22 protein-coding genes are annotated in these 22,483 nt (G+C 72.9%); 12 read left to right on the forward strand and 10 right to left on the reverse strand.

All coding sequences use genetic code 11. The features are described 5' to 3' along the window. Positions 1-172 precede the first annotated feature (172 nt). Complete coding sequence (locus ACFYOV_RS23050; RefSeq protein ID WP_389090218.1) at positions 173-814, forward strand: TetR family transcriptional regulator; 642 nt, start codon at positions 173-175, stop codon at positions 812-814. Between the two features lie 46 nt (positions 815-860). Here the strand turns inward: ACFYOV_RS23050 and def are convergent, their stop codons facing one another. Further along, positions 861-1,418 (reverse strand): peptide deformylase, encoded by a 558-nt coding sequence (gene def, locus ACFYOV_RS23055; RefSeq protein WP_389090219.1) that lies wholly within the window; start codon positions 1,416-1,418, stop codon positions 861-863. Between the two features lie 148 nt (positions 1,419-1,566). On the opposite strand from def, the gene ACFYOV_RS23060 reads away from it, so the two are divergent. The 5 genes from ACFYOV_RS23060 to ACFYOV_RS23080 all read left to right on the forward strand — a co-directional run bounded on the left by ACFYOV_RS23060 (position 1,567) and on the right by ACFYOV_RS23080 (position 6,121). Next, positions 1,567-2,805, forward strand: coding sequence for a MurT ligase domain-containing protein (locus ACFYOV_RS23060; RefSeq protein ID WP_389090221.1), 1,239 nt, complete (start codon positions 1,567-1,569; stop codon positions 2,803-2,805). 24 nt (positions 2,806-2,829) lie between these two features. Next, a complete protein-coding gene (locus ACFYOV_RS23065) occupies positions 2,830-3,558 on the forward strand; it encodes a type 1 glutamine amidotransferase (protein WP_389090222.1) in 729 nt (242 codons plus the stop codon). A 237-nt stretch (positions 3,559-3,795) separates the two neighbouring features. After that, positions 3,796-4,821, forward strand: a complete 1,026-nt coding sequence (locus tag ACFYOV_RS23070; protein ID WP_389090223.1) for a 6-phosphofructokinase — start codon at positions 3,796-3,798, stop codon at positions 4,819-4,821. A gap of 103 nt (positions 4,822-4,924) precedes the next feature. Beyond that, positions 4,925-5,875 carry a cytochrome c oxidase assembly protein gene (locus tag ACFYOV_RS23075; RefSeq protein WP_389090225.1) on the forward strand — a complete coding sequence of 317 codons (951 nt, stop codon included), beginning with the start codon at positions 4,925-4,927 and terminating at the stop codon, positions 5,873-5,875. A 69-nt stretch (positions 5,876-5,944) separates the two neighbouring features. Then, complete coding sequence (locus ACFYOV_RS23080; RefSeq protein WP_389090226.1) at positions 5,945-6,121, forward strand: hypothetical protein; 177 nt, start codon at positions 5,945-5,947, stop codon at positions 6,119-6,121. Positions 6,122-6,146: 25 nt separating this feature from the next. Here the strand turns inward: ACFYOV_RS23080 and ACFYOV_RS23085 are convergent, their stop codons facing one another. Genes ACFYOV_RS23085 through ACFYOV_RS23100 form a run of 4 tightly spaced genes read right to left on the reverse strand, consistent with a single transcriptional unit; the run spans position 6,147 to position 10,261 of the window. After that, positions 6,147-7,352, reverse strand: a complete 1,206-nt coding sequence (locus ACFYOV_RS23085) for a sensor histidine kinase (RefSeq protein ID WP_389090228.1) — start codon at positions 7,350-7,352, stop codon at positions 6,147-6,149. Beyond that, positions 7,349-9,061, reverse strand: coding sequence for a cation acetate symporter (locus ACFYOV_RS23090; RefSeq protein WP_389090229.1), 1,713 nt, complete (start codon positions 9,059-9,061; stop codon positions 7,349-7,351). The genes ACFYOV_RS23085 and ACFYOV_RS23090 overlap by 4 nt, the downstream gene beginning before the upstream one ends. A 19-nt stretch (positions 9,062-9,080) precedes the next feature. Next, positions 9,081-9,476, reverse strand: a complete 396-nt coding sequence (locus ACFYOV_RS23095; RefSeq protein ID WP_389090231.1) for a hypothetical protein — start codon at positions 9,474-9,476, stop codon at positions 9,081-9,083. 11 nt (positions 9,477-9,487) lie between these two features. Beyond that, positions 9,488-10,261: a LytR/AlgR family response regulator transcription factor gene (locus ACFYOV_RS23100; protein ID WP_389090232.1), complete on the reverse strand. Its 774-nt coding sequence runs from the start codon at positions 10,259-10,261 to the stop codon at positions 9,488-9,490. Positions 10,262-10,341: 80 nt separating this feature from the next. Here ACFYOV_RS23100 and ACFYOV_RS23105 point away from each other — a divergent pair, with 80 nt between their 5' ends. The 5 genes from ACFYOV_RS23105 to ACFYOV_RS23125 all read left to right on the forward strand — a co-directional run bounded on the left by ACFYOV_RS23105 (position 10,342) and on the right by ACFYOV_RS23125 (position 16,951). Next, a complete protein-coding gene (locus tag ACFYOV_RS23105) occupies positions 10,342-10,824 on the forward strand; it encodes an Lrp/AsnC family transcriptional regulator (RefSeq protein WP_389090234.1) in 483 nt (160 codons plus the stop codon). Positions 10,825-10,970: 146 nt separating this feature from the next. Beyond that, entirely contained in the window at positions 10,971-11,783 is an 813-nt protein-coding gene (gene ddaH / locus ACFYOV_RS23110) for a dimethylargininase (protein ID WP_389090235.1), read from the forward strand. After that, positions 11,780-13,000 (forward strand): ornithine--oxo-acid transaminase, encoded by a 1,221-nt coding sequence (gene rocD, locus ACFYOV_RS23115; protein ID WP_389090237.1) that lies wholly within the window; start codon positions 11,780-11,782, stop codon positions 12,998-13,000. The genes ddaH and rocD overlap by 4 nt, the downstream gene beginning before the upstream one ends. 183 nt (positions 13,001-13,183) lie before the next feature. Then, a complete protein-coding gene (locus ACFYOV_RS23120) occupies positions 13,184-15,631 on the forward strand; it encodes a SpoIIE family protein phosphatase (RefSeq protein WP_389090238.1) in 2,448 nt (815 codons plus the stop codon). A 90-nt stretch (positions 15,632-15,721) separates the two neighbouring features. Next, the gene (locus tag ACFYOV_RS23125; RefSeq protein ID WP_389090240.1) at positions 15,722-16,951 is read left to right on the forward strand and encodes a PP2C family protein-serine/threonine phosphatase; all 1,230 of its coding nucleotides are present in this window, start codon (positions 15,722-15,724) and stop codon (positions 16,949-16,951) included. Positions 16,952-16,994: 43 nt separating this feature from the next. Here ACFYOV_RS23125 and ACFYOV_RS23130 read toward each other — a convergent pair whose 3' ends face one another. After that, positions 16,995-17,450, reverse strand: a complete 456-nt coding sequence (locus tag ACFYOV_RS23130; RefSeq protein WP_389090241.1) for an RpiB/LacA/LacB family sugar-phosphate isomerase — start codon at positions 17,448-17,450, stop codon at positions 16,995-16,997. A gap of 301 nt (positions 17,451-17,751) precedes the next feature. Here ACFYOV_RS23130 and ACFYOV_RS23135 point away from each other — a divergent pair, with 301 nt between their 5' ends. Next, complete coding sequence (locus ACFYOV_RS23135; protein WP_389090242.1) at positions 17,752-18,489, forward strand: lysophospholipid acyltransferase family protein; 738 nt, start codon at positions 17,752-17,754, stop codon at positions 18,487-18,489. Positions 18,490-18,588: 99 nt separating this feature from the next. Here the strand turns inward: ACFYOV_RS23135 and ACFYOV_RS23140 are convergent, their stop codons facing one another. From ACFYOV_RS23140 to ACFYOV_RS23155, 4 genes are all read right to left on the reverse strand, one after another. Further along, positions 18,589-20,193: an alpha/beta hydrolase gene (locus tag ACFYOV_RS23140; RefSeq protein WP_389090243.1), complete on the reverse strand. Its 1,605-nt coding sequence runs from the start codon at positions 20,191-20,193 to the stop codon at positions 18,589-18,591. 149 nt (positions 20,194-20,342) lie between these two features. Beyond that, the gene (locus tag ACFYOV_RS23145; protein WP_389090245.1) at positions 20,343-21,101 is read right to left on the reverse strand and encodes an urease accessory protein UreD; all 759 of its coding nucleotides are present in this window, start codon (positions 21,099-21,101) and stop codon (positions 20,343-20,345) included. Further along, positions 21,098-21,775 carry an urease accessory protein UreG gene (ureG, locus tag ACFYOV_RS23150; RefSeq protein WP_389090246.1) on the reverse strand — a complete coding sequence of 226 codons (678 nt, stop codon included), beginning with the start codon at positions 21,773-21,775 and terminating at the stop codon, positions 21,098-21,100. Before ureG ends, ACFYOV_RS23145 begins: the two co-directional genes overlap by 4 nt. 26 nt (positions 21,776-21,801) lie before the next feature. Next, positions 21,802-22,476 carry an urease accessory protein UreF gene (locus tag ACFYOV_RS23155; RefSeq protein ID WP_389090248.1) on the reverse strand — a complete coding sequence of 225 codons (675 nt, stop codon included), beginning with the start codon at positions 22,474-22,476 and terminating at the stop codon, positions 21,802-21,804. Positions 22,477-22,483 lie beyond the last annotated feature (7 nt).

Genomic DNA, 22,483 nt, shown 5'->3' on the forward strand with positions numbered 1-22,483 from the left:
GACCCCTCCAGCGGCGGCGCACGTGCATGTTACTTGCGGTAACACGAGTCTGTTACCGGTGGGTAGGAAAAGTCAACTCCCGAGGACCGGTCGGCATCCCGTTCGATGCACCGGGTTCCGTCAGTGCTAGTTTGCGCAGGCGTCACCGAACCAGCATGGGTGGGGAGAGTTCATGGACACCACACAGCGGACCGATCAGCAGCGGTCCGCCGAACGCCGCCGGCGCGAGCTGCTGGAGGCCGCCGACCGCGTGGTGCTGCGCGACGGCCCGCAGGCCTCGATGAACGCGATCGCCGCCGAGGCCGGCATCACGAAGCCGATCCTCTACCGGCACTTCGGTGACAAGGGAGGACTCTACGCCGCTCTCGCCAAGCGGCACACCGACGCGTTGCTGGATTCTCTGCGGGCCGCGCTGGACGCCCCCGCCGACCGGCGCGAGCGGGTCGAGGCGACGCTGGACACCTACCTCGCGGCGATCGAGGCGCGCCCCCAGGTGTACCGCTTCCTGATGCACCCGGCGGAGGGGTCGCACGGCGACCAGGGCTTCGACGTCGGCAAGCACTCGGCCCCGCTGCTGCGGCGGATGGGCGAGGAACTGGCGCGGGTCATCGAGGAGCGGCTCGACCTCGGGCCGGGCAGCCAGCAGCTGGCCCGGGTGTGGGGGCACGGAATCGTCGGCATGATGCACGCCGCCGGCGACTGGTGGCTGGGTGAACGCCCGTGTTCCCGGGCCGAGTTGGTCCGCAGCCTGGCCGACCTCCTGTGGGGGCGGCTGGCCGCGGCGGGCGACCGGGTGGGCGGCCCGGGCTTCTGACCCGCCGCCCGCCGGTGACCGGCCCCTCGCTTCGTCACGCCGGGGCCTATGCCCCAGTAACGCCCTGTTTGTTCCAGGACGCCCGGGCGGCCCGGCGCAGGAGTCTGCGCCGGCGCCAGCCGGTCAGGCGGTCGGCGTACACACGGCCCTCCAGGTGGTCGCACTCGTGCTGCAAACACCGGGCGAAGAAGCCCGTGCCGTGCACGGTGACCGGTTCGCCGGTCGTCGTGAATCCCTCCACGACCGCGTGGTCATGGCGTTCGGTGCCCGCCTCCAGGCCGGGCAGCGACAGACAGCCCTCGGGGCCGCGCACCACGACCCCGTCCGTCTCGACGAGGCGCGGGTTCACGACGTGGCCGAGGTGCCGCACGTCCTCGTCGTCGGGACAGTCGTACACGAACACCCTGAGGGGCTCGCCGACCTGGTTCGCGGCCAGGCCCACGCCCCGCGCCGCGTACATCGTCGCGAACAAGTCCTCCACGAGCCGGGCCAGTTCGGGGCCGAAGTCGGTGACGTCCCGGCAGGGCTCGTGGAGCACCGGGTCGCCGAGCAGGGTGAGGGGCCGGACCCGCCCGTGGGCGCCCGGGATGGAGCCGTGTCGCATGGCGGCAAGAGTACGGTCCTCCCAGCAACGCCGGTCTCATGGTGGTGCCGCGGTTCTGGAGTGCGAATGGATCTCGATAGGCTGAGGCTCACACCACGTGGCCGTCAGGCACCAGGCGCGGCGCGTACGCAAGGAGGATCGAGAACTGATGGCAGGCAACTCGGACCCGCTCACGCCGCGGGCCAAGCTGGCCGTGACCGCGGGCAGGGCGGTCGCGGCGGCATCCCGCGCCGCGGGGCGCGGCAGCGGTTCGGTGATCGGCGGCCGGGTCGCGCTGAAACTCGACCCCGACCTCCTCGCCCGGCTCGCCCAGAACCTGGACTGCGTCCTCGTCTCGGCGACCAACGGCAAGACCACGACCACCCGGCTCATCGCCGAGGCGCTGCGCGCCGCGGGACCGGTGGTCTCCAACGCGCTCGGCGCCAACATGCCGGCCGGCATCACCTCGGCGCTGGCGGGCGGCTCGGACGCGAAGTTCGGCGTGATCGAGGTCGACGAGAAGTACCTCGCCGGGGTCGCCCGGGACACCGACCCCAAGTGCATCGCCCTGCTCAACCTCTCCCGTGACCAGCTCGACCGCGCCGCCGAGACCCGCATGCTCGCGGAGAACTGGCGCGAGGGCCTGGCCGGGTCCAAGGCCGTGATCGTCGCCAACGCGGACGACCCGCTGGTGGTGTGGGCCGCGTCGTCCTCGCCCAACGTGATCTGGGTCGCGGCCGGGCAGATGTGGAAGGACGACGCCTGGTCCTGCCCCGCCTGCGGCGGTGTGATGCAGCGCCCCGGCGACGACTGGTTCTGCGGCGAGTGCGGCTTCCGCCGGCCCACCCCGAGCTGGGCGCTCTCCGGCGACCACGTGCTCGACCCGCACGGCTCCGCCTGGCCGATCCACCTCCAGCTGCCGGGCCGTGCCAACAAGGCCAACGCCGCGAGCTCCGCGGCCGTCGCCGCCGTCTTCGGGGTGCCGCCGCAGGTCGCCCTGGAGCGCATGTACCAGGTGCAGGCCGTGGCCGGCCGCTACGACGTCGTCCAGTTCCAGGGGCGCGACCTGCGGCTGCTGCTCGCCAAGAACCCCGCGGGCTGGCTGGAGACCTTCTCCCTCATCGACCCGCCGCCCACCCCCGTGATCCTTTCGGTGAACGCGCGCTCCGCCGACGGCACCGACACCTCCTGGCTGTGGGACGTCGACTACACGCGGCTGACGGGCCACCCGATCTGCGTCATCGGCGACCGCAAACTGGACCTCGCGGTGCGTCTGGAGGTCGCGGACCAGCAGTTCCAGGTGTGCGAGAACCTCGACCATGCGGTGCAGCTGTGCCCGCCGGGCCGGATCGAGGTCATCGCCAACTACACCGCCTTCCAGGATCTGCGCCGACGCGTCGGCAACTGACCACGACACCTCTGGGGACTTGAAGTGAGCGACAACCAGCTACGGGTCGTCTGGATCTACCCGGACCTGCTCAGCACCTACGGCGACCAGGGCAACGTCCTCGTCGTGGAGCGCCGGGCCCGGCAGCGCGGCCTGGACGTGGCCCGGCTCGACGTGCGCAGCGACCAGCCGATCCCGACCTCCGGCGACATCTACCTGATCGGCGGCGGTGAGGACCGTCCGCAGCGGCTGGCGGCCGAGCGGCTGCGCCGGGACGGCGGCCTGCACCGGGCGGTGGGCAACGGCGCGATCGTCTTCTCGGTGTGCGCCGGCTACCAGATCCTCGGCCACGAGTTCATCAACGATCTCGGTCAGCGCGAGCCCGGCCTCGGCCTGCTCGACGTGGTCTCCGTGCGCGGCGAGGGCGCCCGGTGCGTCGGTGACGTGCTGGCCGACATCGACGACCGGCTCGGCCTGCCCCCGCTGACCGGGTTCGAGAACCACCAGGGCGTCACCCATCTCGGCCCCACGGCCCGCCCGTTCGCCCGGGTGCGCTTCGGCAACGGCAACGGCACCGGGGACGGCACGGAGGGCGCGTACAACGACACCGTGTTCGGCACCTACATGCACGGTCCGGTGCTGGCCCGCAACCCGCTGATCGCGGACCTGCTGCTGAAGCTGGCGCTCGACGTCAACGCGCTGCCGCCGACCGACGACCGCTGGTACGAGGCGCTGCGCGACGAGCGCATCGCCGCCGCCCAGCAGCCGTCGTAGGCACGGGACGTCCCCCGCCCGGCGGCGCGGTGCGACGGGGCCTCCCGAGGCGTCGTGCACCTCGTCGCCGGGCAGGTGTGACCGGCCCGTCTGACGACTCGTCCGCACAGGTGAGCGGGGTCGTCCAGCAGGCGGACGCATGGTGCTGCCCCCGCCCCTGATGCCGCTAGGGTGGCGGGGATCGAGCCGGACAGCGCGGTCCGGTCCCGGCCCACGTTGAGAAGGTTGTTTCGGGCTATGCGCATTGGTGTCCTCACGTCCGGCGGCGACTGCCCCGGCCTGAACGCCGTCATCCGGTCCGTCGTGCACCGCGCCGTCGTCGACCACGGCGACGAGGTCATCGGCTTCCGGGACGGCTGGAAGGGCCTCCTGGAATGCGACTACCTCAAGCTGGACCTGGACGCGGTGGGCGGCATCCTCGCCCGCGGCGGCACCATCCTCGGCTCCTCCCGGGTGCGTCCCGAGCATCTGCGCGACGGAGTGCAGCGGGCCAAGGGCCATGTACAGGAACTCGGGATCGACGCGATCATCCCGATCGGCGGCGAGGGCACGCTGAAGGCGGCCCGGCTGCTGTCCGACAACGGCCTGCCGATAGTGGGCGTGCCGAAGACCATCGACAACGACATCGCGGTCACGGACGTCACCTTCGGCTTCGACACGGCCGTCGGGGTGGCGACCGAGGCCCTGGACCGGCTGAAGACCACCGCCGAGTCCCACCAGCGCGTGCTGATCGTGGAGGTCATGGGCCGTCACACCGGCTGGATCGCGCTGCACTCCGGCACGGCGGCCGGCGCGCACGCCATCGTGGTGCCCGAGCGGCCCTTCGACATCGAGGAGCTGACCGCCCGGGTCGGCGAGCGCTTCTCGGCCGGCAAGCGGTTCGCCATCGTGGTGGCCGCCGAGGGCGCGAAGCCCAGGCCGGGGACCATGGAGTTCGACGAGGGCGGCAAGGACATCTACGGTCACGAGCGGTTCGCGGGGATCGCCCGGCAGCTCTCCGTGGAGCTGGAGTCGCGGCTCGGCAAGGAGGCGCGGCCGGTCATCCTCGGTCACGTCCAGCGCGGCGGCACCCCGACGGCGTACGACCGGGTGCTGGCCACGCGGTTCGGCTGGCACGCGGTGGAGGCGGTGCACCGGGGCGAGTTCGGCAGGATGACCGCGCTGCGCGGGACCGACATCGTGACGGTGCCGCTGGCCCAGGCCGTGGAGACGCTGAAGACGGTCCCCGCGGAGCGCTACGCCGAGGCGCAGGTCGTGCTCTAGCACCAGGTCGGCGAAACCGCCCCCGGTCGCAGCGGCGACCGGGGGCGGCTCTAATCTGGGTGCGGACAGACAGCGCACACCCCCACGAAACAGGAGCCGGCGGATGGATCACAGCGGGCACGGCACGATGACGGATCTGCCGCCGTTCACGCTGGGGCGAGGGCTCGCGTGGTCGGCGGACCCGTTCTTCCTCGTCGCCTGTCTGCTGGGCCTGGCCCTGTACGTCTGGGGTGTGGTGCGACTGACCCGGCGCGGCGACAAGTGGCCGGTGGGGCGGACGGTGGCGTTCGTCACCGGTGTGCTGAGCATCGGGCTGATGATGTGCACCAGGCTGAACGACTACGGCATGGTCATGTTCAGCGTGCACATGGTGCAGCACATGGTCATCAGCATGGTGTCGCCGATCCTGATCCTGCTGGGCGCCCCGATCACGCTGGCGCTGCGGGCGCTGCCGCCGGCCGCGCGGGGCACCAAGGGCCCGCGCGAGCTGCTGCTGATGCTGCTGCACAGCCGCTACATGCGGGTGATCACCCATCCCGTGTTCACCATCCCGATGTTCATCGCGAGCCTGTACGGGCTGTACTTCACCCCGCTGTTCGACTTCTTGATGGGCTCCAGGGTCGGACACGTCGCGATGATGGTGCACTTCCTCGCCGTGGGCCTGGTCTTCTTCTGGCCGATCATGGGCGTGGACCCGGGTCCGCACCGGCCCGGCTACCTGATGCGGATGCTGGAGCTGTTCGCGGGCATGCCGTTCCACGCCTTCTTCGGCATCGCGCTGATGATGGCGTCCACGCCGATGATCGAGACGTTCCGCGAGCCGCCCGCCTCGCTCGGCATCGAGGCGCTCTCCGACCAGAACGCGGCCGGCGGCATCGCCTGGGCCTTCAGCGAGGTCCCGTCGGTGCTGGTGCTGATCGCGCTGCTGTTCCAGTGGTACGCCTCCGACCAGCGCCAGGCCAGGCGCAAGGACCGGGCCGCGGACCGGGACGGGGACAAGGAGCTCGAGGCGTACAACGCCTATCTGGCCTCGCTGCACGCACGCGGGAACTGAGCTTCCCGTACAGCACCGGGCGTGGTGGGGGCACCATGGAGGGAACCGAACCTTGAGGAGGGTGTTGCGATGCCCGGTTCCACGAACGGTTCCACCTCCACCAAGACCATGGGAGCGCTCACCGTAGGCGGACTCGTCGTCGTCACGGCCTACACGGTGGGGCTCGGCAGCAACGGCTGGCTGTGGTTCGGCTGGGTCGTCCTGGGCCTGATCACCCTCGGGATGGTGGCCACCCGCAGCACCTGACACCCTCCCCCGCGCGGTGTCCGGCTCACTTCGGGGTGAGGCGGCCCGCCGAGTGCACGCCCGGCTGGTACTTGGGCAGGCGGACGGTGATCTTCATACCCGCGCCGACGGCCGTCTCGATGACGAGCCCGTACTCGTCGCCGTAGACCTGGCGGAGCCGGTCGTCGACGTTGGACAGCCCTATGCCGCCCGTAGGGCTGACCTCGTGGGCGAGGATGCGGCGCAGCAGGCCGGGGTCCATTCCGGCGCCGTCGTCCTCGATGACGACCAGGGCCTCGGCGCCCGCGTCCTGCGCGGTGATCTGGATGCGGCAGGTGTCGGCCTTGCCCTCCAGGCCGTGCTTGACGGCGTTCTCCACGAGTGGCTGGAGACAGAGGAAGGGCAGGGTGACGGGCAGCACCTCGGGGGCGATCTGGAGGGTCACGGCCAGGCGGTCGCCGAAGCGTGCCCGTACGAGCGCCAGATAGTGGTCGATGGCGTGCAGCTCGTCGGCGAGGGTGGTGAAGTCGCCGTGCCGGCGGAACGAGTAGCGGGTGAAGTCGGCGAACTCCAGCAGCAGCTCGCGGGCGCGCTCGGGGTCGGTCCGCACGAACGAGGCGATCACGGCGAGCGAGTTGAAGATGAAGTGCGGGGATATCTGCGCCCGCAGCGCCTTGATCTCGGCCTCGATGAGGCGGGTGCGGGACTGGTCGAGGTCGGCCAGTTCGAGCTGGACGGAGACCCAGCGGGCGACCTCTCCGGCGGCCCTGACCAGCACCGCGGACTCGCGTGGGGCGCAGGCGACCAGCGCTCCGTGCACCCGGTCGTCCACGGTGAGCGGGGCGACCACGGCCCAGCGCACGGTGCAGTCGGGGGTGTCGCAGCTCAGTCGGAACGCCTCGCCCCGGCCGCTGTCGAGCGGGCCCGCGAGGCGGTCCACAATCTCGGCGCGGTGGTGGGCGCCGACCCCGTCCCAGACCAGGACCCGATCACGGTCGGTGAGGCACAGCGCGTCCGTGCCGAGCAGGGAGCGCAGCTTGCGGGCGGACTTGCGGGCGGTCTCCTCGGTGAGACCGGCACGCAGCGGCGGGGCGGCCAGGGAGGCGGTGTGCAGGGTCTCGAAGGTGGCGTGCTCGACGGGAGTCCCGAGGCCGGCCAGGCTGGTCGGGCGGGCGGTGCGCCGGCCGAGCCAGAACCCGGCCGCCAGCAGGGGCAGCACGGCGACCAGCAGGCCCGCAAGGAATCCGCTCATGCCGGCACCTCCGAGCGCAGTTCCTCCGGAAGATGGAACCGGGCCAGCACCGCGGCCGTCCCGGGCGGCACCCGGCCGGGGGTCGCCACGGACACCAGGATCATGGTGAGGAAGCCCAAGGGCACCGACCACAGCGCGGGCCAGGCCAGCAGGGCGTGCAGGGCGCCCCCGCCCGGATGGCCCGCCATGGTCGCGGCGACGGCGAGGAACGCGGATCCGCCGCCCACCAGCATCCCGGCCGCGGCGCCGGGCGGGGTGAGCCGGCGCCACCAGATGCCGAGGACCAGCAGCGGGCAGAACGACGAGGCCGACACGGCGAAGGCCAGCCCGACGGCGTCCGCCACGGGGAGCCCGCCGACCAGCGTGCTCGCGGCGAGCGGCACGGCCATGGCGAGCACCGTGCCGAGCCGGAAGTGCCGCACGCCCCGGGACGGCAGGACGTCCTGGGTGAGGACCCCGGCCACGGCCATGGTCAGCCCGGACGCCGTGGACAGGAACGCGGCGAAGGCGCCCCCGGCGACCAGTGCGCCGAGCAGGTCGCCGCCCAGGCCACCGATCATCCGCTCGGGCAGCAGCAGCACCGCGGCGTCCGCGTCGCCGGTGAGGGCCAGCTCGGGGGCGTAGACGCGGCCGAGGGCTCCGTAGAGGGGCGGCAGCAGGTAGAAGGCGCCGATCAGGCCGAGGACGGCGACGGTGGTGCGGCGGGCGGCGACCCCGTGCGGGCTGGTGTAGAAGCGGACCACGACGTGCGGCAGGCCCATGGTGCCGAAGAAGGTGGCGAGGATCAGCCCGTAGGTGGCGTAGAGCGGGCGTTCCTCGCGGGACTCGGCCCGGGACGGCGACAGTGCGTCGTCGGCGCCGCGCCCGGCGGCGGGGACCTCGGTACCCGGGTCGAGGGTCAGACGGGTGCCGCCCTCGATGCGGTGGGTGTCGGCGGACAGCCGGAATGCGGCGGCGTCGTGCGCGCGGCCGTCCACGGTGCCGGTGACCTCCACCGGGAGCGGCTTCTCCAGCCGCAGGTCGAGGCTCTCGTCGATGCGGACGACGCGCTGTTCGCGCAGGGCGGCCGGCTCGTCGAAGGCGGGGCGCGGGGCTCCGTCGCTCTGCCAGGCGAGGACCAGGAAGAGGGCGGGGACGAGCAGGGCGGTCAGCTTGAGCCAGTACTGGAAGGCCTGCACGAAGGTGATGCTGCGCATGCCTCCGGCGGCCACGATGACGGTCACCACCACGGCGACGATCACTCCGCCGAGCCAGTCCGGCGCCCCGGTCAGTACGGTCAGGGTCAGTCCCGCGCCCTGCAGCTGGGGCAGCAGGTACAGCCAGCCCACGCCGACGACGAAGGCGCCCGCCAGCCGCCGCACCGCCTGCGAGGCGAGCCGGGCCTCGGCGAAGTCGGGCAGGGTATAGGCCCCGGAGCGGCGCAGCGGGGCGGCGACGAAGAGCAGCAGGACGAGGTACCCGGCGGTGTAGCCGACCGGGTACCAGAGCATGTCGGGGCCCTGGACGAGGACAAGTCCGGCGATGCCCAGGAAGGAGGCGGCGGAGAGGTACTCGCCGCTGATGGCGGCTGCGTTGAGGCGCGGGCCGACGGTGCGGGAGGCTACGTAGAAGTCGGAGGTGGTGCGGGAGACGCGCAGCCCGAAGGCGCCGACGAGCACGGTCGCCAGGACTACGAGGGCGACGGCGGGGACGGAGTAGCTGGAGTTCACGGCCCTGCGGGTCCCGGTCTCAGCGGTCCTCGACGAGCCGCACGAAGTCGCGTTCGTTGCGTTCGGCGCGGCGCACGTACCAGCGGGCGAGCAGGACGAGGGGGGCGTACAGTCCGAAGCCGAGCACCGCCCACTCCAGGCGGCGGGCGTCGGGGGCGGTGGCGAAGACCAGGGGCAGCGGGCCGACGAGCAGCACGAGGACGGCGAACACGGTGAGACCGGTGCGCAGCTGGATGCGCATCAGGGAGCGGACGTAGGTGTGGCCGAGGGTGGTCTGCTCGTCGATCTCCGTGCGCGGACGGTAGTAGCCGAAGGCGTGGGGGTACCGCCCGCGCGAGCGGAGCCGGGCGTGAGGGAGGGCGCGGCGGGGCGGGCCGGTGACGACGACGCGGCGTTCGGTGGGGTCCTGGGGCATGCGGTCGTTCCCTAGCTCGTGGTGCGGCGCATCAGCAGGTCGCGCAGCTCGCGGGCGTGGCGCCTGCTGACCTGGAGTTCCTCGGAGCCGACCAGGACGCTGACGCTGCCGGCGTCGAGGCGGAGCTCACCGATGTGGCGCAGGGCGACCAGGTGGCGGCGGTGGATGCGGACGAAGCCCCGGGAACGCCAGCGTTCCTCGAGGGTGGACAGCGGGATCCGGACCAGGTGGCTGCCCTTGCCGGTGTGCAGGCGGGCGTAGTCGCCCTGGGCCTCGACATGCGTGATGTCGTCGACGGCGACGAACCGGGTCACGCCGCCGAGCTCGACGGGCAGGTGGTCGGGGTCGGGCTCGCGCACGGGGATGCGCGGGGCGCTGTCGCCGCGCTGGTCGGCGGCCAGCAGTTCGACGACGCGGCGGACCGCCTCGGCGAGCCGCTCCTTGCGGACCGGCTTGAGGACGTAGTCGACGGCCTTGAGGTCGAACGCCTGGACGGCGAAGTCCTCGTGGGCGGTGACGAAGACGACGAGCGGTGGCCGGGCGAACCCGGAGAGCAGCCGGGCGAGGTCGAGTCCGTCGAGTCCGGGCATCTGGATGTCGAGCAGGACGACGTCGATCGCCTCGGGTCCGCCGGGTCCGGACTCCAGGGCGCGGTTGATGCGGCGCAGGGCCTCGGTCGCGTCGCCGGCGCCCTCCGCGCTGCCGACGCGGGGGTCCGCATTCAGCAGGTAGAGCAGTTCCTCCAGCGAGGGACGTTCGTCGTCGACGGCCAGGACGCGCAGCATGAACGTGGAGTGTAGGGGGCTTTTCCGCACAGGGACACGGGCCGGACGCGGGCGGACCCCGCGCTGGATACAGTGCCCGCATGAACAGCAGGCCCGCGCCGTTCGACGAGCTCGACCGGAAGATCATCACCGCGCTGATGGCGAATGCCAGGACGTCCTTCGCCGAGATCGGTGCGGCCGTCGGACTGTCGTCGACGGCGGTCAAGCGCCGGGTGGACCGGCTGCGCGAGACGGGCGTGATCACGGGGTTCACGGCGACGGTGCGTCCCTCGGCCCTGGGCTGGCGCACGGAGGCGTACGTGGAGGTCTACTGCGAGGGCGCGGCACCGCCCCGGCGGCTGGCCGAGGTGGTGCGCAACCATCCCGAGATCGCCGCCGCCATGACGGTGACCGGTGGGGCGGACGCGCTGCTGCACGTGCGGGCGCGGGACGTGGAGCACTTCGAGGAGGTGCTGGAGCGCATTCGCGCGGAGCCGTTCATCCGCAAGACGATCAGTGTGATGGTGCTGTCCCACCTGATCCCGGACAGTCCGGACGCGGGGGCCAGCCACCCCGCCCCCTGAGGACGCAGCAGTCCTGCGCGGACGGGGGAATCTGCGCAGCATCGCTGCGCGAGCTCGCAGCTCTTGTTCCTTGTCGCCCGTCGGGACCGCTTTCTACCGTGGTGTCACCCCTTGTCGACACCGTGTGGAAGCGGAGGAACCCCTCTGTGCCCGACTCCCGTGTGCCGCGGCGGCGGCGGTATCTCGTCTGCGAACCCAGACACTTCGCCGTGCAGTACGCGATCAACCCCTGGATGCATCCCGAACGTCCGGTCGACATCTCCCTGGCCCAGCGCCAGTGGGCGACGCTGATCGACACCTACCGCGACCACGGCCATACCGTGGAGAACGTGAAGCCGCTGCCCGGTCTGCCCGACATGGTGTTCGCCGCGAACGCGGCGGTCGTCGTCGAGGGCCGCGTCTTCGGCTCGCTGTTCCACGCGCCCGAGCGGCGCCCCGAGTCCCTGCCGTACGAGACCTGGTTCAAGGCGGAGGGCTACGACGTCCACCATCCCGAGTCGGTGTGCGAAGGCGAGGGAGACCTGGTGCCCGCCGGGCGCTGGATCCTCGCCGGCACCGGGTTCCGCACCACCCGCGAGGCGCACCGCGAGGTGCAGGAGTTCTTCGGGGTGCCGGTGATCGGCCTGACGCTGGTCGATCCGTACTTCTACCACCTGGACACGGCGCTGTTCGTGCTGGACGAGGAGAACATCGCGTACTACCCGGAGGCGTTCTCGCCGGGCAGCCGCGAGGTGCTCGCCCGGCTGTACCCGGATGCGGTGATCGCGACCCGCGAAGACGCGATGGCCTTCGGCCTGAACTCCGTCTCCGACGGGCGCCACGTGTTCATCGCGCCGGAGGCCACGGCCCTCGCCGCCCAGCTCACCCACCGAGGTTACGTTCCCGTCCCCGTCGATCTGTCGGAGTTCCACAAGGCAGGCGGCGGCATCAAGTGCTGCACCCAGGAGATCCGCTCATGACCTCTGTCGTCCGTACGCGTTCGTCCGCCGAGCTGATCGGCGCGGAGGAGCCGGTCCTCGCGCACAACTACCACCCGCTGCCCGTGGTCGTCTCCCGTGCGGAGGGCGTCTGGGTGGAGGACGTCGAGGGCCGGCGCTACCTCGACATGCTGGCCGGCTACTCGGCGCTCAACTTCGGCCACCGCCACCCGGCGCTGATCGAGGCCGCGCACCGCCAGCTGGACCGGCTCACGCTGACCTCGCGGGCGTTCCACAACGACCGGCTCGCGGAGTTCGCGGAGCGGCTGGCCGCGCTGACCGGCCTGGACATGGTGCTGCCGATGAACACGGGCGCCGAGGCGGTGGAGAGCGGTGTGAAGGTGGCCCGCAAGTGGGCCTACGACGTGAAGGGCGTCCCGGCCGACCGGGCGACGATCGTGGTCGCGGCGGACAACTTCCACGGCCGGACCACGACGATCGTCAGCTTCTCCACGGACGAGGTCGCCCGCACCGGATTCGGCCCGTTCACACCGGGCTTCCGTGTCGTCCCCTACAACGATCTCGCGGCGATGGAGGCGGCGGTCGACGAGACCACGGCGGCCGTGCTGATCGAGCCGGTCCAGGGCGAGGCCGGCGTGATCATTCCGGACGACGGCTATCTTGCGGGTGTGCGGGAGCTGACGCGCCGCAAGGGCTGCCTGTTCGTCGCGGACGAGATCCAGTCGGGCCTCGGCCGCACAGGGCGCACGCTCGCCGTGGAGCACGAGTCGGTCGTGCCGGACGTCGTGCTGCTCGGCAAGGCGCTGGGCGGCGGCATCGTCCCGGTGTCGGCGGTGGTGGCCCGGCGCGAGGTGCTCGAGGTGCTGCACCCCGGCGAGCACGGTTCCACCTTCGGCGGCAACCCGCTGGCCGCGGCGGTCGGCACGGCGGTGGTCGATCTGCTGGAGACGGGCGAGTTCCAGCGCCGGGCGGCCGAGCTGGGCGTGGTGCTGCGCGACGGCCTTCAGTCGCTGGTCGGCAAGGGCGTCGTCGGTTTCCGCTCCCGCGGCCTGTGGGCGGGCGTGGACGTGGACCCCGCCCTGGGCACCGGTCGCGAGGTCAGCGAACGCCTCATGCGGGAGGGCATCCTCGTCAAGGACACCCATGGCTCCACCATCCGCCTGGCGCCTCCGCTGACGATCACGTCGGAGGAGCTCCAGGAGGCGCTGGGCACCCTGGAGAAGGTGCTGGGGCAGTAGCGCGGGGCGGTGCCCGGGCCGCCGACCGAGAACGCCGCCCGGGCACCGGCGTCCGTGCGGGGCGGTGCCTTCGGGGTGCCGTCCGCGCCGCCGTCCTCGTCTCGAGAAGCCGCCCGCCCGCCCCAAGGGTGAAGATGGGGGACATGAGGTGGTAGACCACTCTCAGCGACAGAGAGGTCGGCCGTGGGCGGACACGAGGAGCGGGACGTTGCCCGGCAGGGTTTCGACGTGGCCGACGCCGTGCCTGTGGTGCTCGACCCGCAGGGCATGGTCACGAGCTGGACCGGTCCGGCCGAGCGCCTGCTGGGATACCCGGCGTCCGAGGCGGTGGGCACCAAGCTGGCAGACCTGCTGACCGCCGAGGACGCCGAGCGCGTGCCCGAGCTGGTGGAACGGGGCCGCGAGGACGGCGGCTGGGCGGGGCTCATGACGGCCCGGCACAGGGACGGGCGGCCGGTCAGGGTCATGGTGCGGATCACGCCGACCGTGGAACAGCTCGGCCGCACCTCGCTTGTGGCCCTGTTGTCGGAGCTCGGCGGGGCCCCCGGCTGGGCCATGAGCCGCGCCGTGCTGGAGCAGATGGTCGCCGGTTCGCCGGTCGGCATCGCGATCGTGGACACGGATCTGCGCTTCGTGTGGTCCAACCCCGCCCTGGAACAGTTCGGCGGCGGGCCGGCCCCGCGGCGCCTGGGGCTGCGCTTCGCCGACGTCCAGCCCGGTATGGACGCCGTGTCGGTCGAGGCCCAGATGCGGCGGGTGCTGGAGACCGGCGAACCGGTGGTCGGGTACCAGCACGTCGGCCGCGTGCGCGCGGCGCCGCTGCGGGAGACCGCGCACATGCTGTCGTTCACCCGGCTCGACGACGACCGGGGCCGGCCGATGGGCGTGTACTACACGGTCGTGGACGTCACCGAGGAGCACCGCGCCCGCCAGCGGCTGGATCTGTTCGACCGGGCCGGCGAGCACATCGGCCGCAGTCTGGACATCACGCGCACCGCGCAGGAGCTGGCCGACGTGGCGGTCCCGGAACTCGCGGACTACGTCGTCGTGGACCTGCTGGAGACGGTGCTGCGGGGAGCGGAGCTCCCACCGGGGCCGCTCGCGGACTCCGACCGGGTGCCGCTGCGCCGCGCCGGCCACCGATCGCGGCACGAGGACCTGCCGCGCACGGCCGTGGAGACCGGCGAGGTGGTGGCCTACCCGGCCGGCTCGCCGCCGGTGCGGTGCCTGACCACCGGCCGGTCCTGGCTGCAGGCCCGGCTCGATCCGCTCGCCGTGGAGTGGGCGGTGGGCGCCCCGGGCGGCCGGGAGGCGACGTTCCTGGAGCTGGGCCTGCACAGCGTGATGATCGTGCCGATCCGCGCCCGGGGTGTCACCCTGGGCGTCACCACGTTCTTCCGGCGCCGCCACCACCCCTTCGACGAGGACGACCTGAGCCTCGCCGAGGACCTGGTCTCCCGCGCCGCCGTCTGTGTGGACAACGCGCGCCGCTACACCCGTGAGCGCGACGCCGCGCTCGTCCTCCAGCGCAGCCTGCTGCCGCGCCGGCTGCCCGATCAGGACGCCGTCGACGTCTCGGCGTGCTACCGGCCGGCCGACGAGCTGACCGGTCTCGGTGGTGACTGGTACGACCTCATCCCGCTGTCCGGGGCGCGCGTCGCCCTTGTCGTCGGCGAGGTGCCCGGGCACGGCATCGACGCCGCAGCGGCGATGGGCAGGCTGCGAACCGCCGTGCGCACCCTGGCGGCGCTGGACCTGCCCCCCGAGGAGGTGCTCGCGCACCTCGACGACCTGGTGGCCCGTTCGGCGCGCGACGAGGGCGCGGATCCGGAGGGCGCCTACGGCCAGTCCGTGGGATCCGGCTGCGTGTACGTGATCTACGACCCCGTCGACGGGCACTGCGCCATGGCCGCCGCCGGCCACCCCGCGCCCGCCCTGGTGCTGCCCGACGGCACGGTCGGGTTCGTCGAGCTGCCGCAGGGGCCGGCGCTGGGGGTGGGCGGCCCGCCGTTCGAATCGGTGGAGCTGACCCTGGCCGAGGGCAGCACCCTCGCCCTGCACACCGACGGGTTGCTGGCCAGCGGCGAGACCTGGGCCGTCGACGTGGACCGGCACCGGCTGCGACGGGCGCTCGAAGGGGCCCGGGCCTCGCTCGACGAGTGCTGCCGGTCGGTGGTGGAGGCCCTGGTGCCGGCCCGCCCCTACGACGACGTGGCACTGCTGATGGCCCGCACCAAGCGCCTCGGCCCCGGTCAGGTGGCGGTGTGGGAGCTGGCCTCGGACCCGGCCCTGGTGGCCGAGGCGCGCAGGACGGCCACCCGCCGGCTGGAGCACTGGGGGCTGGGGCACCTGGCCTTCACGACGGAGGTGGTGGTCAGCGAACTGGTCACCAACGCGATCCGGTACGCGAGCGGACCGGTCCGGCTGCGGCTGATCCGCGAACGAGCGCTGGTGTGCGAGGTGTTCGACGGCGGGGCGACGGCGCCCCACCTGCGTCATCCCCGCGCGACGGACGAGGGCGGGCGCGGGCTGCTGCTGGTCTCCCAGCTCGCCCAGCGGTGGGGCACCCGCTTCGTTCCCGACGGGAAGATCATCTGGGCCGAACTGTCCCTGGCCGGGGTGGCGGAGTGACCCCGGAACCGCGCCCTTCGGGGTGGTCAGGCATATGCTCGAGTCCCGCAAGTCGTGAAACCGGGATGTTCCGGCGGTGAGGCGGTGGCCATGGCGAAAACGGCGATCGACTACGCCGCGGTGTTCCAGGCCCTTCCCGGGATGGTGGCGCTGCTCACCCCGGAACTGGTGTACGCCGACGTCAACGAGGCGTACGCACGTGGCAGCGGGCGGTCCCGGGACCAGTTGGTGGGCCGCTACCTCTTCGACGTCTTCCCGGACAACCCGAACGACCCGCACGCCACGGGGACGCGGAACCTGGAGGCCTCGCTGTTCCGGGTGCTGTCCACGGGTGAACGCGACACCATGGCGCTCCAGCGCTACGACGTGGAGAGCGCCGACCGGCCCGGTGAGTGGGAGAAGCGCTACTGGAGCCCGGTGAACACACCGGTGCTGGGCGCCGAGGGCAAGGTGGTCCTGATCGTGCACCGGGTCGAGGAGGTCACCGAGCTGATCCGCGCGCGCGGCCGTCCGGGCGGCGGCGCGGACCGCCTGTTGGAGGCCGAACTGTACTCGCGCGCCCGCGAGCTCCAGGAGCTCAACCACCGGCTGCAGCTGGCGCACGCCCGGGAGCGGGAGGTCGCGCTGGCCCTCCAGGAGGCGATGCTGCCCGCCCGCCGCCAGGTGGGCGGGCAGCGCGCCGCGGTGCGCTACCGGCCGGCGGTGGGCTCGCTCAACGTCTGCGGGGACTGGTACGACCTGGTCGACCTGGTGGGCGGGAACCGCATCGCGGTGTCCGTCGGCGACGTGGTCGGGCACGGCCTGGAGGCGGCCGGTGTCATGGGCCAGCTGCGCAGCGCGCTGACGGCCGCGTCCCGCGTGGCGGAGGGTCCCGCCCAGGCGCTGAACGTCGTGGGGCGCTACGCGCACGTGGTGAACGGTGCCGAATCGGCGACCGCGGTCACCACCTTCGTGGACTTCGACCGGCGCACCATCACGTACAGCAGTGCCGGGCATCCGCCGCCGGTGCTGGTCCACGCGGACGGCCGCGTGGAGTTCCTGGACCGGGCCACCGACCCGCCGCTCGACGCCTACCCCGATCCGCGGCCGCGGCCGGAGGCGGCGACCGGATACGCGCCGGGGGCGATCCTGGCGCTGTACACCGACGGTCTGGTCGAGCGGCGCGGCGAGGACATCGACACCGGACTGGCGCGGCTGGCCGAAGCCCTGCGACGCCACCGGACCCAGGACCCGGAGACGCTCGCGGACACCGTGCTGCGGGAGCTGCTGCCGCCCGGCGGTGCCACGGACGACACGGCGCTGATCATCGTGCGCCTGTGACCGGCCGGCCGCTCAGGACACGGTCCGGTCCCGTCGCGCCGCGTCAGGCGGCTCCCCGCTCCGCGTCCAGGCGTCCCAGGCGGTCCACGTTGCCCCGGTCCTCCGGATCCTCGCTGGGTGCACCGGCGAACCAGGCGTCGAGGATCTCCTTCAGGAGCGGCTCGGAGGTGAGCCGCAAGCCGAGCGCCAGGACGTTGGCGTCGTTCCAGCGGCGGGCCCCGTCGGCGGTGTATGCGTCCGTGCACAACGCGGCCCGTACGCCCGGCACCTTGTTCGCCGCGATGGAGGCGCCCGTACCGGTCCAGCAGCACACCACCGCCTGGTCCGCGACCCCGTCGGCGACCTCGCGGGCCGCGACCTCGGAGCAGACCGCCCACTGCCGGTCGTCCCCGGGGCTGAGGGCACCGTGCGGGCGCACCTCGTGCCCGCGCTCACGCAGTTCGGCGACGAGGGCGCGGGCCACGGGCTCGTCCATGTCGGAGGAAACAGAGATCCGCATGCCTCCGACCCTACTCGTCCGGGCCGGCCCGCCGCCGGTGCGGCGGTCACGACGGCCGATCGGGTTGCCGCCGCGGGCGGTACCCGCCGCAGGCTGGTGCCCTGGCCCTCCCCAGCCGCACGAGCCCCGGCCCCGCGTTTCCTGACGGGGGTTCAGCCGTCCCCGACGGGAATCGTCCCGGCCGCGTCGACGTGGTGCCGGGCGACCCCGACCGGTCCTACACTGGCACCCGCACGAGGTGCCGGTTGACCTGCTGGAACGCGGCGGCCCCGCCCGTCCGCCAGAGTCGAGGAGCGTGCCCTTGTTCTACTACCTGCTCAAGTACGTGCTGCTGGGTCCGCTGCTGAGGCTGGTGTTCCGGCCCCGGATCGAGGGCCTGGAGCACGTGCCGTCGTCCGGCCCGGCCATCGTCGCGGGCAACCACCTGTCGTTCTCGGACCACTTCCTGATGCCCGCGGTGCTCAAGCGGCGCATCACGTTCCTGGCCAAGGCCGAGTACTTCACCGGTCCCGGCATCAAGGGGCGGCTGACGGCGTCGTTCTTCCGCAGCGCGGGCCAGATCCCGGTCGACCGCTCCGGCAAGGAGGCGGGCCGGGCCGCGATCCGCGAGGGCCTGGGCGTGCTGCGCCGGGGGGAACTGCTCGGCATCTATCCGGAGGGCACCCGGTCGCACGACGGCCGCCTCTACAAGGGCAAGGTCGGTGTCGCGGTGATGGCCCTCAAGGCGGGGGTCCCGGTGATCCCCTGCGCGATGATCGGCACCTTCGAGGCGCAGCCGCCCGGCAAGGTCGTCCCCCGCATCCACCCGGTGGTGATCCGCTTCGGCGAGCCCCTCGACTTCTCGCGCTACGCCGGCATGGAGAACGAGAAGGCGGTGCTGCGCGCCGTCACGGACGAGATCATGTATGCGATCCTCACTCTGTCCGGCCAGGAGTACGTCGACCAGTACGCGGCCGTCGCCAAGGCGGAGGAGGCCGCGAGGAAGGCCGCGGACCGGGCGGAGGGCGAACGCCGGTTCCCGCGCATGCCTCTGCGCTGACGCCCGGGCCGGGCCGGGGCGCCGACAGCTGCCGGGCGCGCGGGCGGGGAGAAGGGGCGGCCGGTTCGCCGGCCGCCCCTCGTGCCCGTCGCCCGGAGGCTACGGCTTGGGCCTGGCGTGCGGTGCGCACGTCACGTCGGCCCGGTCCACCTCACCGGTGAGCAGGTAGGTGTCGACCCGGTCGTTGACGCACGGGTTGACCAGCCCGGTGACGCCGTGGGAGCCGGCGTCCTTCTCGGTGATGAGGCGGGAGCCCCTCAGCCGCTCGTGCAGTTCGACGGCGCCGCCGTAGGGGGTGGCCGCGTCCCGCTCGGCCTGGACGATCAGCACCGGCGGCAGGCCCTTGCCGCTCTTGACGTTCAGCGGGGTCCGCTGCTTGACCGGCCACGTGGCGCACGGCAGGTTCATCCAGGCGTTGGCCCAGGTCAGGAACGGGTAGTCCTGGTGCAGCCGGGTGTTGTCCCGGTCCCAGGTGCGCCAGTTCGTGGGCCACTTGGCGTCGGCGCACTCCACGGCCGTGTAGACGGCGTTGCCGTTCTCGGACGCCACGTTGCCCGCGGTGTCGGTGAGGTCGGGGGCGACGGCGTCGACGAGCGCCTGGGTGTCACCCGCGACGTACTTGCTGAAGACCGTCGCGACCCGCGCCCAGGCGGAGTCGTAGTACGGGGCGCTCTGGAAGAAGGAGATCAGCTCGGCCGGACCGACCACCCCGCCGATCGGGTCCTTCTCCGCGGTGGCGCGCAGCTCGAGCCACCGGGCCTGGACGGCGTCGCGGGTGGTGCCGAGGTGGAAGGCGGCGTCGTTCTCGGCGACCCAGTCCTGCCAGTCCTGCCAGCGCGTCTCGAAGGCGACGTCCTGGTCCAGGTTGGCCTGGTACCAGATCTTGTCGCGGGAGGGGTTCACGACGCTGTCCACGACCATGCGGCGGACGTGGCCCGGGAAGAGGGTGGCGTAGACGGCGCCGAGGTAGGTGCCGTAGGAGACGCCGAGGAAGTTGAGCTTCTTCTCGCCGAGGGCGGCGCGGACGACGTCGAGGTCGCGCGCGGTGTTCGGTGTGGTCATGTGCGGCAGCATCTCGCCGCTGCGCTCGTAGCAGCCCTCGGCGTACTCGCGGGCGAGCTTGCGCTGGGCGAGCTTGTCGGCCTCGGAGCGGGGCACCGGGTCGAGCTTGGGCGCCTTGACGAACTCCTGCGGGTCGACGCAGGAGATGGGCGCCGACTTGCCGACGCCGCGCGGGTCGAAGCCGACGAAGTCGTACGCCTTGGCGACGTCCGCCCAGACCGGGTTCTTGCCGGTGACCCGGGCCGGGAAGCGCAGGCCGGAGCCGCCGGGACCGCCCGGGTTGTACAGCAGGGCGCCCTGACGCTCGGCCTGGGTGCCGGTGTTGCCGATGCGGTCGACGGCGAGCTTGATCTGCTTGCCGTACGGCTTGGCGTAGTCGAGCGGCACGGAGACCCAGCCGCACTGGATCGGCTTGGCCAGGTTCCAGTCGGCGGGACAGTCCTGCCAGTCGATGCCTGCCTTCGCGGCCCGGGCGGCGGCGATGGCGACGCCCTTGGCCTCGCTGTGGGAGCCGTGGTGGGTGTCCGCCGTCGCGCTCGCCGTGGGTGCCGTGACAGCCCCGGCTATGAGCGTCGCCGTGACGAGCACACCGGCCGGTCCGAGCGCCGCCGCTCTCCTCTTGTTCGGTCTGGTCTCCCTCAAGTGGGGCCTCCCCGTTCATCGTTGCGATGGGTACGGGGGATCCTCGCCTCTCGGCGGTGCCCGGCGACAGGGGTGATCACCCTTCTTTGCCAATCCGATAACCGGACACGGACGTTGCGTGGAGCGGACGTCGAACCTCGGTCCGGTGCTCAGCCCAGGGTGCCCAGGGCCTCGTCGAGCAGGCGTCGCAGCAGCAGCGCGTCCGGGGCCACCGCGGTGACCAGCGCGGCGGGGCCCGCGAGCGGCATGACCGCGGCGCCCTCCCCCAGTACCCGCGCGGCGACCGGCTCGGACGCGAACGCCGGGTCCGACACGACGAGTTGCCCGACGGCACGGTGTCCCGCGAGTCCGGCGGGCCCGTCCCAGCCGCCCGGCGCCCCGGGCCCGCAGGCCAGTTCGTGGTCGAGCACGGTGCGGTCCGCGATCCGCAGGGTCAGCCGTGTGGTGAGTGAACCGGACCGCTCCCCCGCCCGCCCCAGCACCTGTTCCTCGCGCAGCACCAGCCGGGCTCCGGCGGCCAGGTCGACGAGTGTCGCGGCCCGCAGGTCGCTGCCCCGAACGGACACCAACGGTTCCGGCAACCAGTACAGTTCGGCGCCGGCGGCGACGGTGAGCCGTACGTCGTAGCGGGCCGCGCCCTTCTGCTGGCCGGGCAGCGCGAGGGTGGCAGCGGCCGATCCCACCCGCAGCCGCGCCCCCTGCTCGACGTCGGCGCGCACGGTGAAGTGGTCGCCGCCGAGCGGCCCGCTCATGGCGCCGACCAGCATCACGCGTGCCTCGCCACCGCTGCCCCGGGTCCGCCGCAGGGCCAGCGGGCCGTCGCTCTCCAGCACGGGCAGCGAGGTCCCGCCCCGCCCGTCGGCGCGGGCCCGGACGGAGGCGACGGCACGGACGCCGGTGACGGTCATGCCGTCCACGCGGCGACCCGGGCGCGTACCCAGTCGGCGACCTCGGCAGCTCCCGTGCCGCCGCGCAACGACTGCAGGACGACCGGAAGTCCGGACCGCTGGGCCTCGGCGTCCGCCGCCATCCGGGCGAGGTCGGAGCCGACGTACGGGGCCAGGTCGGTCTTGTTGACGACGAGCAGGTCGGCCGTGGTGACGCCGGGCCCGCCCTTGCGGGGGACGTCGTCACCGCCCGCGACGTCGATCACGAAGATCTGGGCGTCCACGAGTCCCTTGGAGAAGGTGGCGGTGAGGTTGTCCCCGCCGGACTCGACCAGGATCAGGTCCAGGGGGCCGACCTCGTCCTCCAGGTCCTCCACCGCCTCGAGGTTGGCGGAGATGTCGTCCCGGATCGCGGTGTGCGGGCAGGCCCCGGTCTCCACGGCGGTGATCCGCTCGGGCGGCAGCACGGCCTCGCGGAGCAGGAACTCGGCGTCCTCGCGGGTGTAGATGTCGTTGGTGACGACGGCGAGCGACAACTCGTCGCGCAGTGCCCGGCACAGCGCGGCGACGGTCGCGGTCTTCCCGGAGCCGACGGGGCCACCGAGCCCGATCCGCAGGGCACGGCGGGTGCCGTCCGGCCGGCGGGCGTCGGCGCTCACGGCCGCGGGGCCGTCGTGGGCGTGGTCGAGGTGCATGGTGTTCCAGCCTTCTTCGAGCCTGTCTAGGACGCGAACAGCCGTACCGGCCGGGCCGCGTGGGCCTCCGCCGCGATCTCCGGCAGCGGCGCCGACGCGGCGGGCAGCGCGCCGATGCCCTCGTCGGCCACCCGCCGGGCCGCCTCGACCGCCCGGTCGGCGATCCGGTCCGCCTCGGGGGCCAGCCGCGCCAGGATCCCCGTCGCGTCGAGGGGATCGAGGCTCAGCAGCCGCACCGTGGCCGTGGCGGGACCGCCCATGCTCTCGTACACCGCGCAGTGCGCCGCGTCGTCGGGACCGAGTCCGGCCGCCCGCGCCGTGAGTCCGAGGACCACGGGTTGATGGGCGCCTTTGGGGAACCGCTGCGCCAGTGCGTCGAGTTCGGGCGAGGGCCAGGTGGCGCGGGCCGCACGCAGCAGTTGCCGGCCCAGTCTGCGTGCGGCGGTACGCAGGGCGGGGGACGGGGTGCGGGCGTCCGCCGCCTCGTCGAGCAGCACGGGATCCGCGCCCAGTGCCGCGGCTGCCGCGAGCGCGGCCGACACCAGGCCCGTGGTGTGCAGCCGGCCCCGGCAGAAGTCCTCCAGGCTCGCCGCCCCGGTGATCCGCCCGGCACCGACCGCGGCCTCGGCGCCGCCGGAATGGGCGTGTCCGCCGGCCGGGAAGCGGCCGTCGGCCAGGACGAGCAGTGCGGCGCGTGACACGGAACCG

This window comes from Streptomyces sp. NPDC005931, assembly GCF_042871235.1.
In the GTDB taxonomy this organism is placed as follows: Bacteria; Actinomycetota; Actinomycetes; order Streptomycetales; family Streptomycetaceae; genus Streptomyces.

Excerpts from the sequence above, each read along its gene's own strand:
- ACFYOV_RS23060 (WP_389090221.1), top strand. The coding sequence starts at position 1,567 with ATGGCAGGCAACTCGGACCCGCTCACGCCGCGGGCCAAGCTGGCCGTG.
- ACFYOV_RS23070 (WP_389090223.1), top strand. The coding sequence starts at position 3,796 with ATGCGCATTGGTGTCCTCACGTCCGGCGGCGACTGCCCCGGCCTGAAC.
- ACFYOV_RS23125 (WP_389090240.1), top strand. The coding sequence starts at position 15,722 with ATGGCGAAAACGGCGATCGACTACGCCGCGGTGTTCCAGGCCCTTCCC.
- ACFYOV_RS23100 (WP_389090232.1), bottom strand. The coding sequence starts at position 10,261 with ATGCTGCGCGTCCTGGCCGTCGACGACGAACGTCCCTCGCTGGAGGAA.
- ACFYOV_RS23130 (WP_389090241.1), bottom strand. The coding sequence starts at position 17,450 with ATGCGGATCTCTGTTTCCTCCGACATGGACGAGCCCGTGGCCCGCGCC.
- ACFYOV_RS23145 (WP_389090245.1), bottom strand. The coding sequence starts at position 21,101 with ATGACCGTCACCGGCGTCCGTGCCGTCGCCTCCGTCCGGGCCCGCGCC.
- ACFYOV_RS23105 (WP_389090234.1), top strand. The coding sequence starts at position 10,342 with ATGAACAGCAGGCCCGCGCCGTTCGACGAGCTCGACCGGAAGATCATC.
- ACFYOV_RS23050 (WP_389090218.1), top strand. The coding sequence starts at position 173 with ATGGACACCACACAGCGGACCGATCAGCAGCGGTCCGCCGAACGCCGC.
- def (WP_389090219.1), bottom strand. The coding sequence starts at position 1,418 with ATGCGACACGGCTCCATCCCGGGCGCCCACGGGCGGGTCCGGCCCCTC.
- ACFYOV_RS23075 (WP_389090225.1), top strand. The coding sequence starts at position 4,925 with ATGGATCACAGCGGGCACGGCACGATGACGGATCTGCCGCCGTTCACG.
- ureG (WP_389090246.1), bottom strand. The coding sequence starts at position 21,775 with ATGCACCTCGACCACGCCCACGACGGCCCCGCGGCCGTGAGCGCCGAC.
- rocD (WP_389090237.1), top strand. The coding sequence starts at position 11,780 with ATGACCTCTGTCGTCCGTACGCGTTCGTCCGCCGAGCTGATCGGCGCG.
- ACFYOV_RS23085 (WP_389090228.1), bottom strand. The coding sequence starts at position 7,352 with ATGAGCGGATTCCTTGCGGGCCTGCTGGTCGCCGTGCTGCCCCTGCTG.
- ACFYOV_RS23080 (WP_389090226.1), top strand. The coding sequence starts at position 5,945 with ATGCCCGGTTCCACGAACGGTTCCACCTCCACCAAGACCATGGGAGCG.
- ACFYOV_RS23095 (WP_389090231.1), bottom strand. The coding sequence starts at position 9,476 with ATGCCCCAGGACCCCACCGAACGCCGCGTCGTCGTCACCGGCCCGCCC.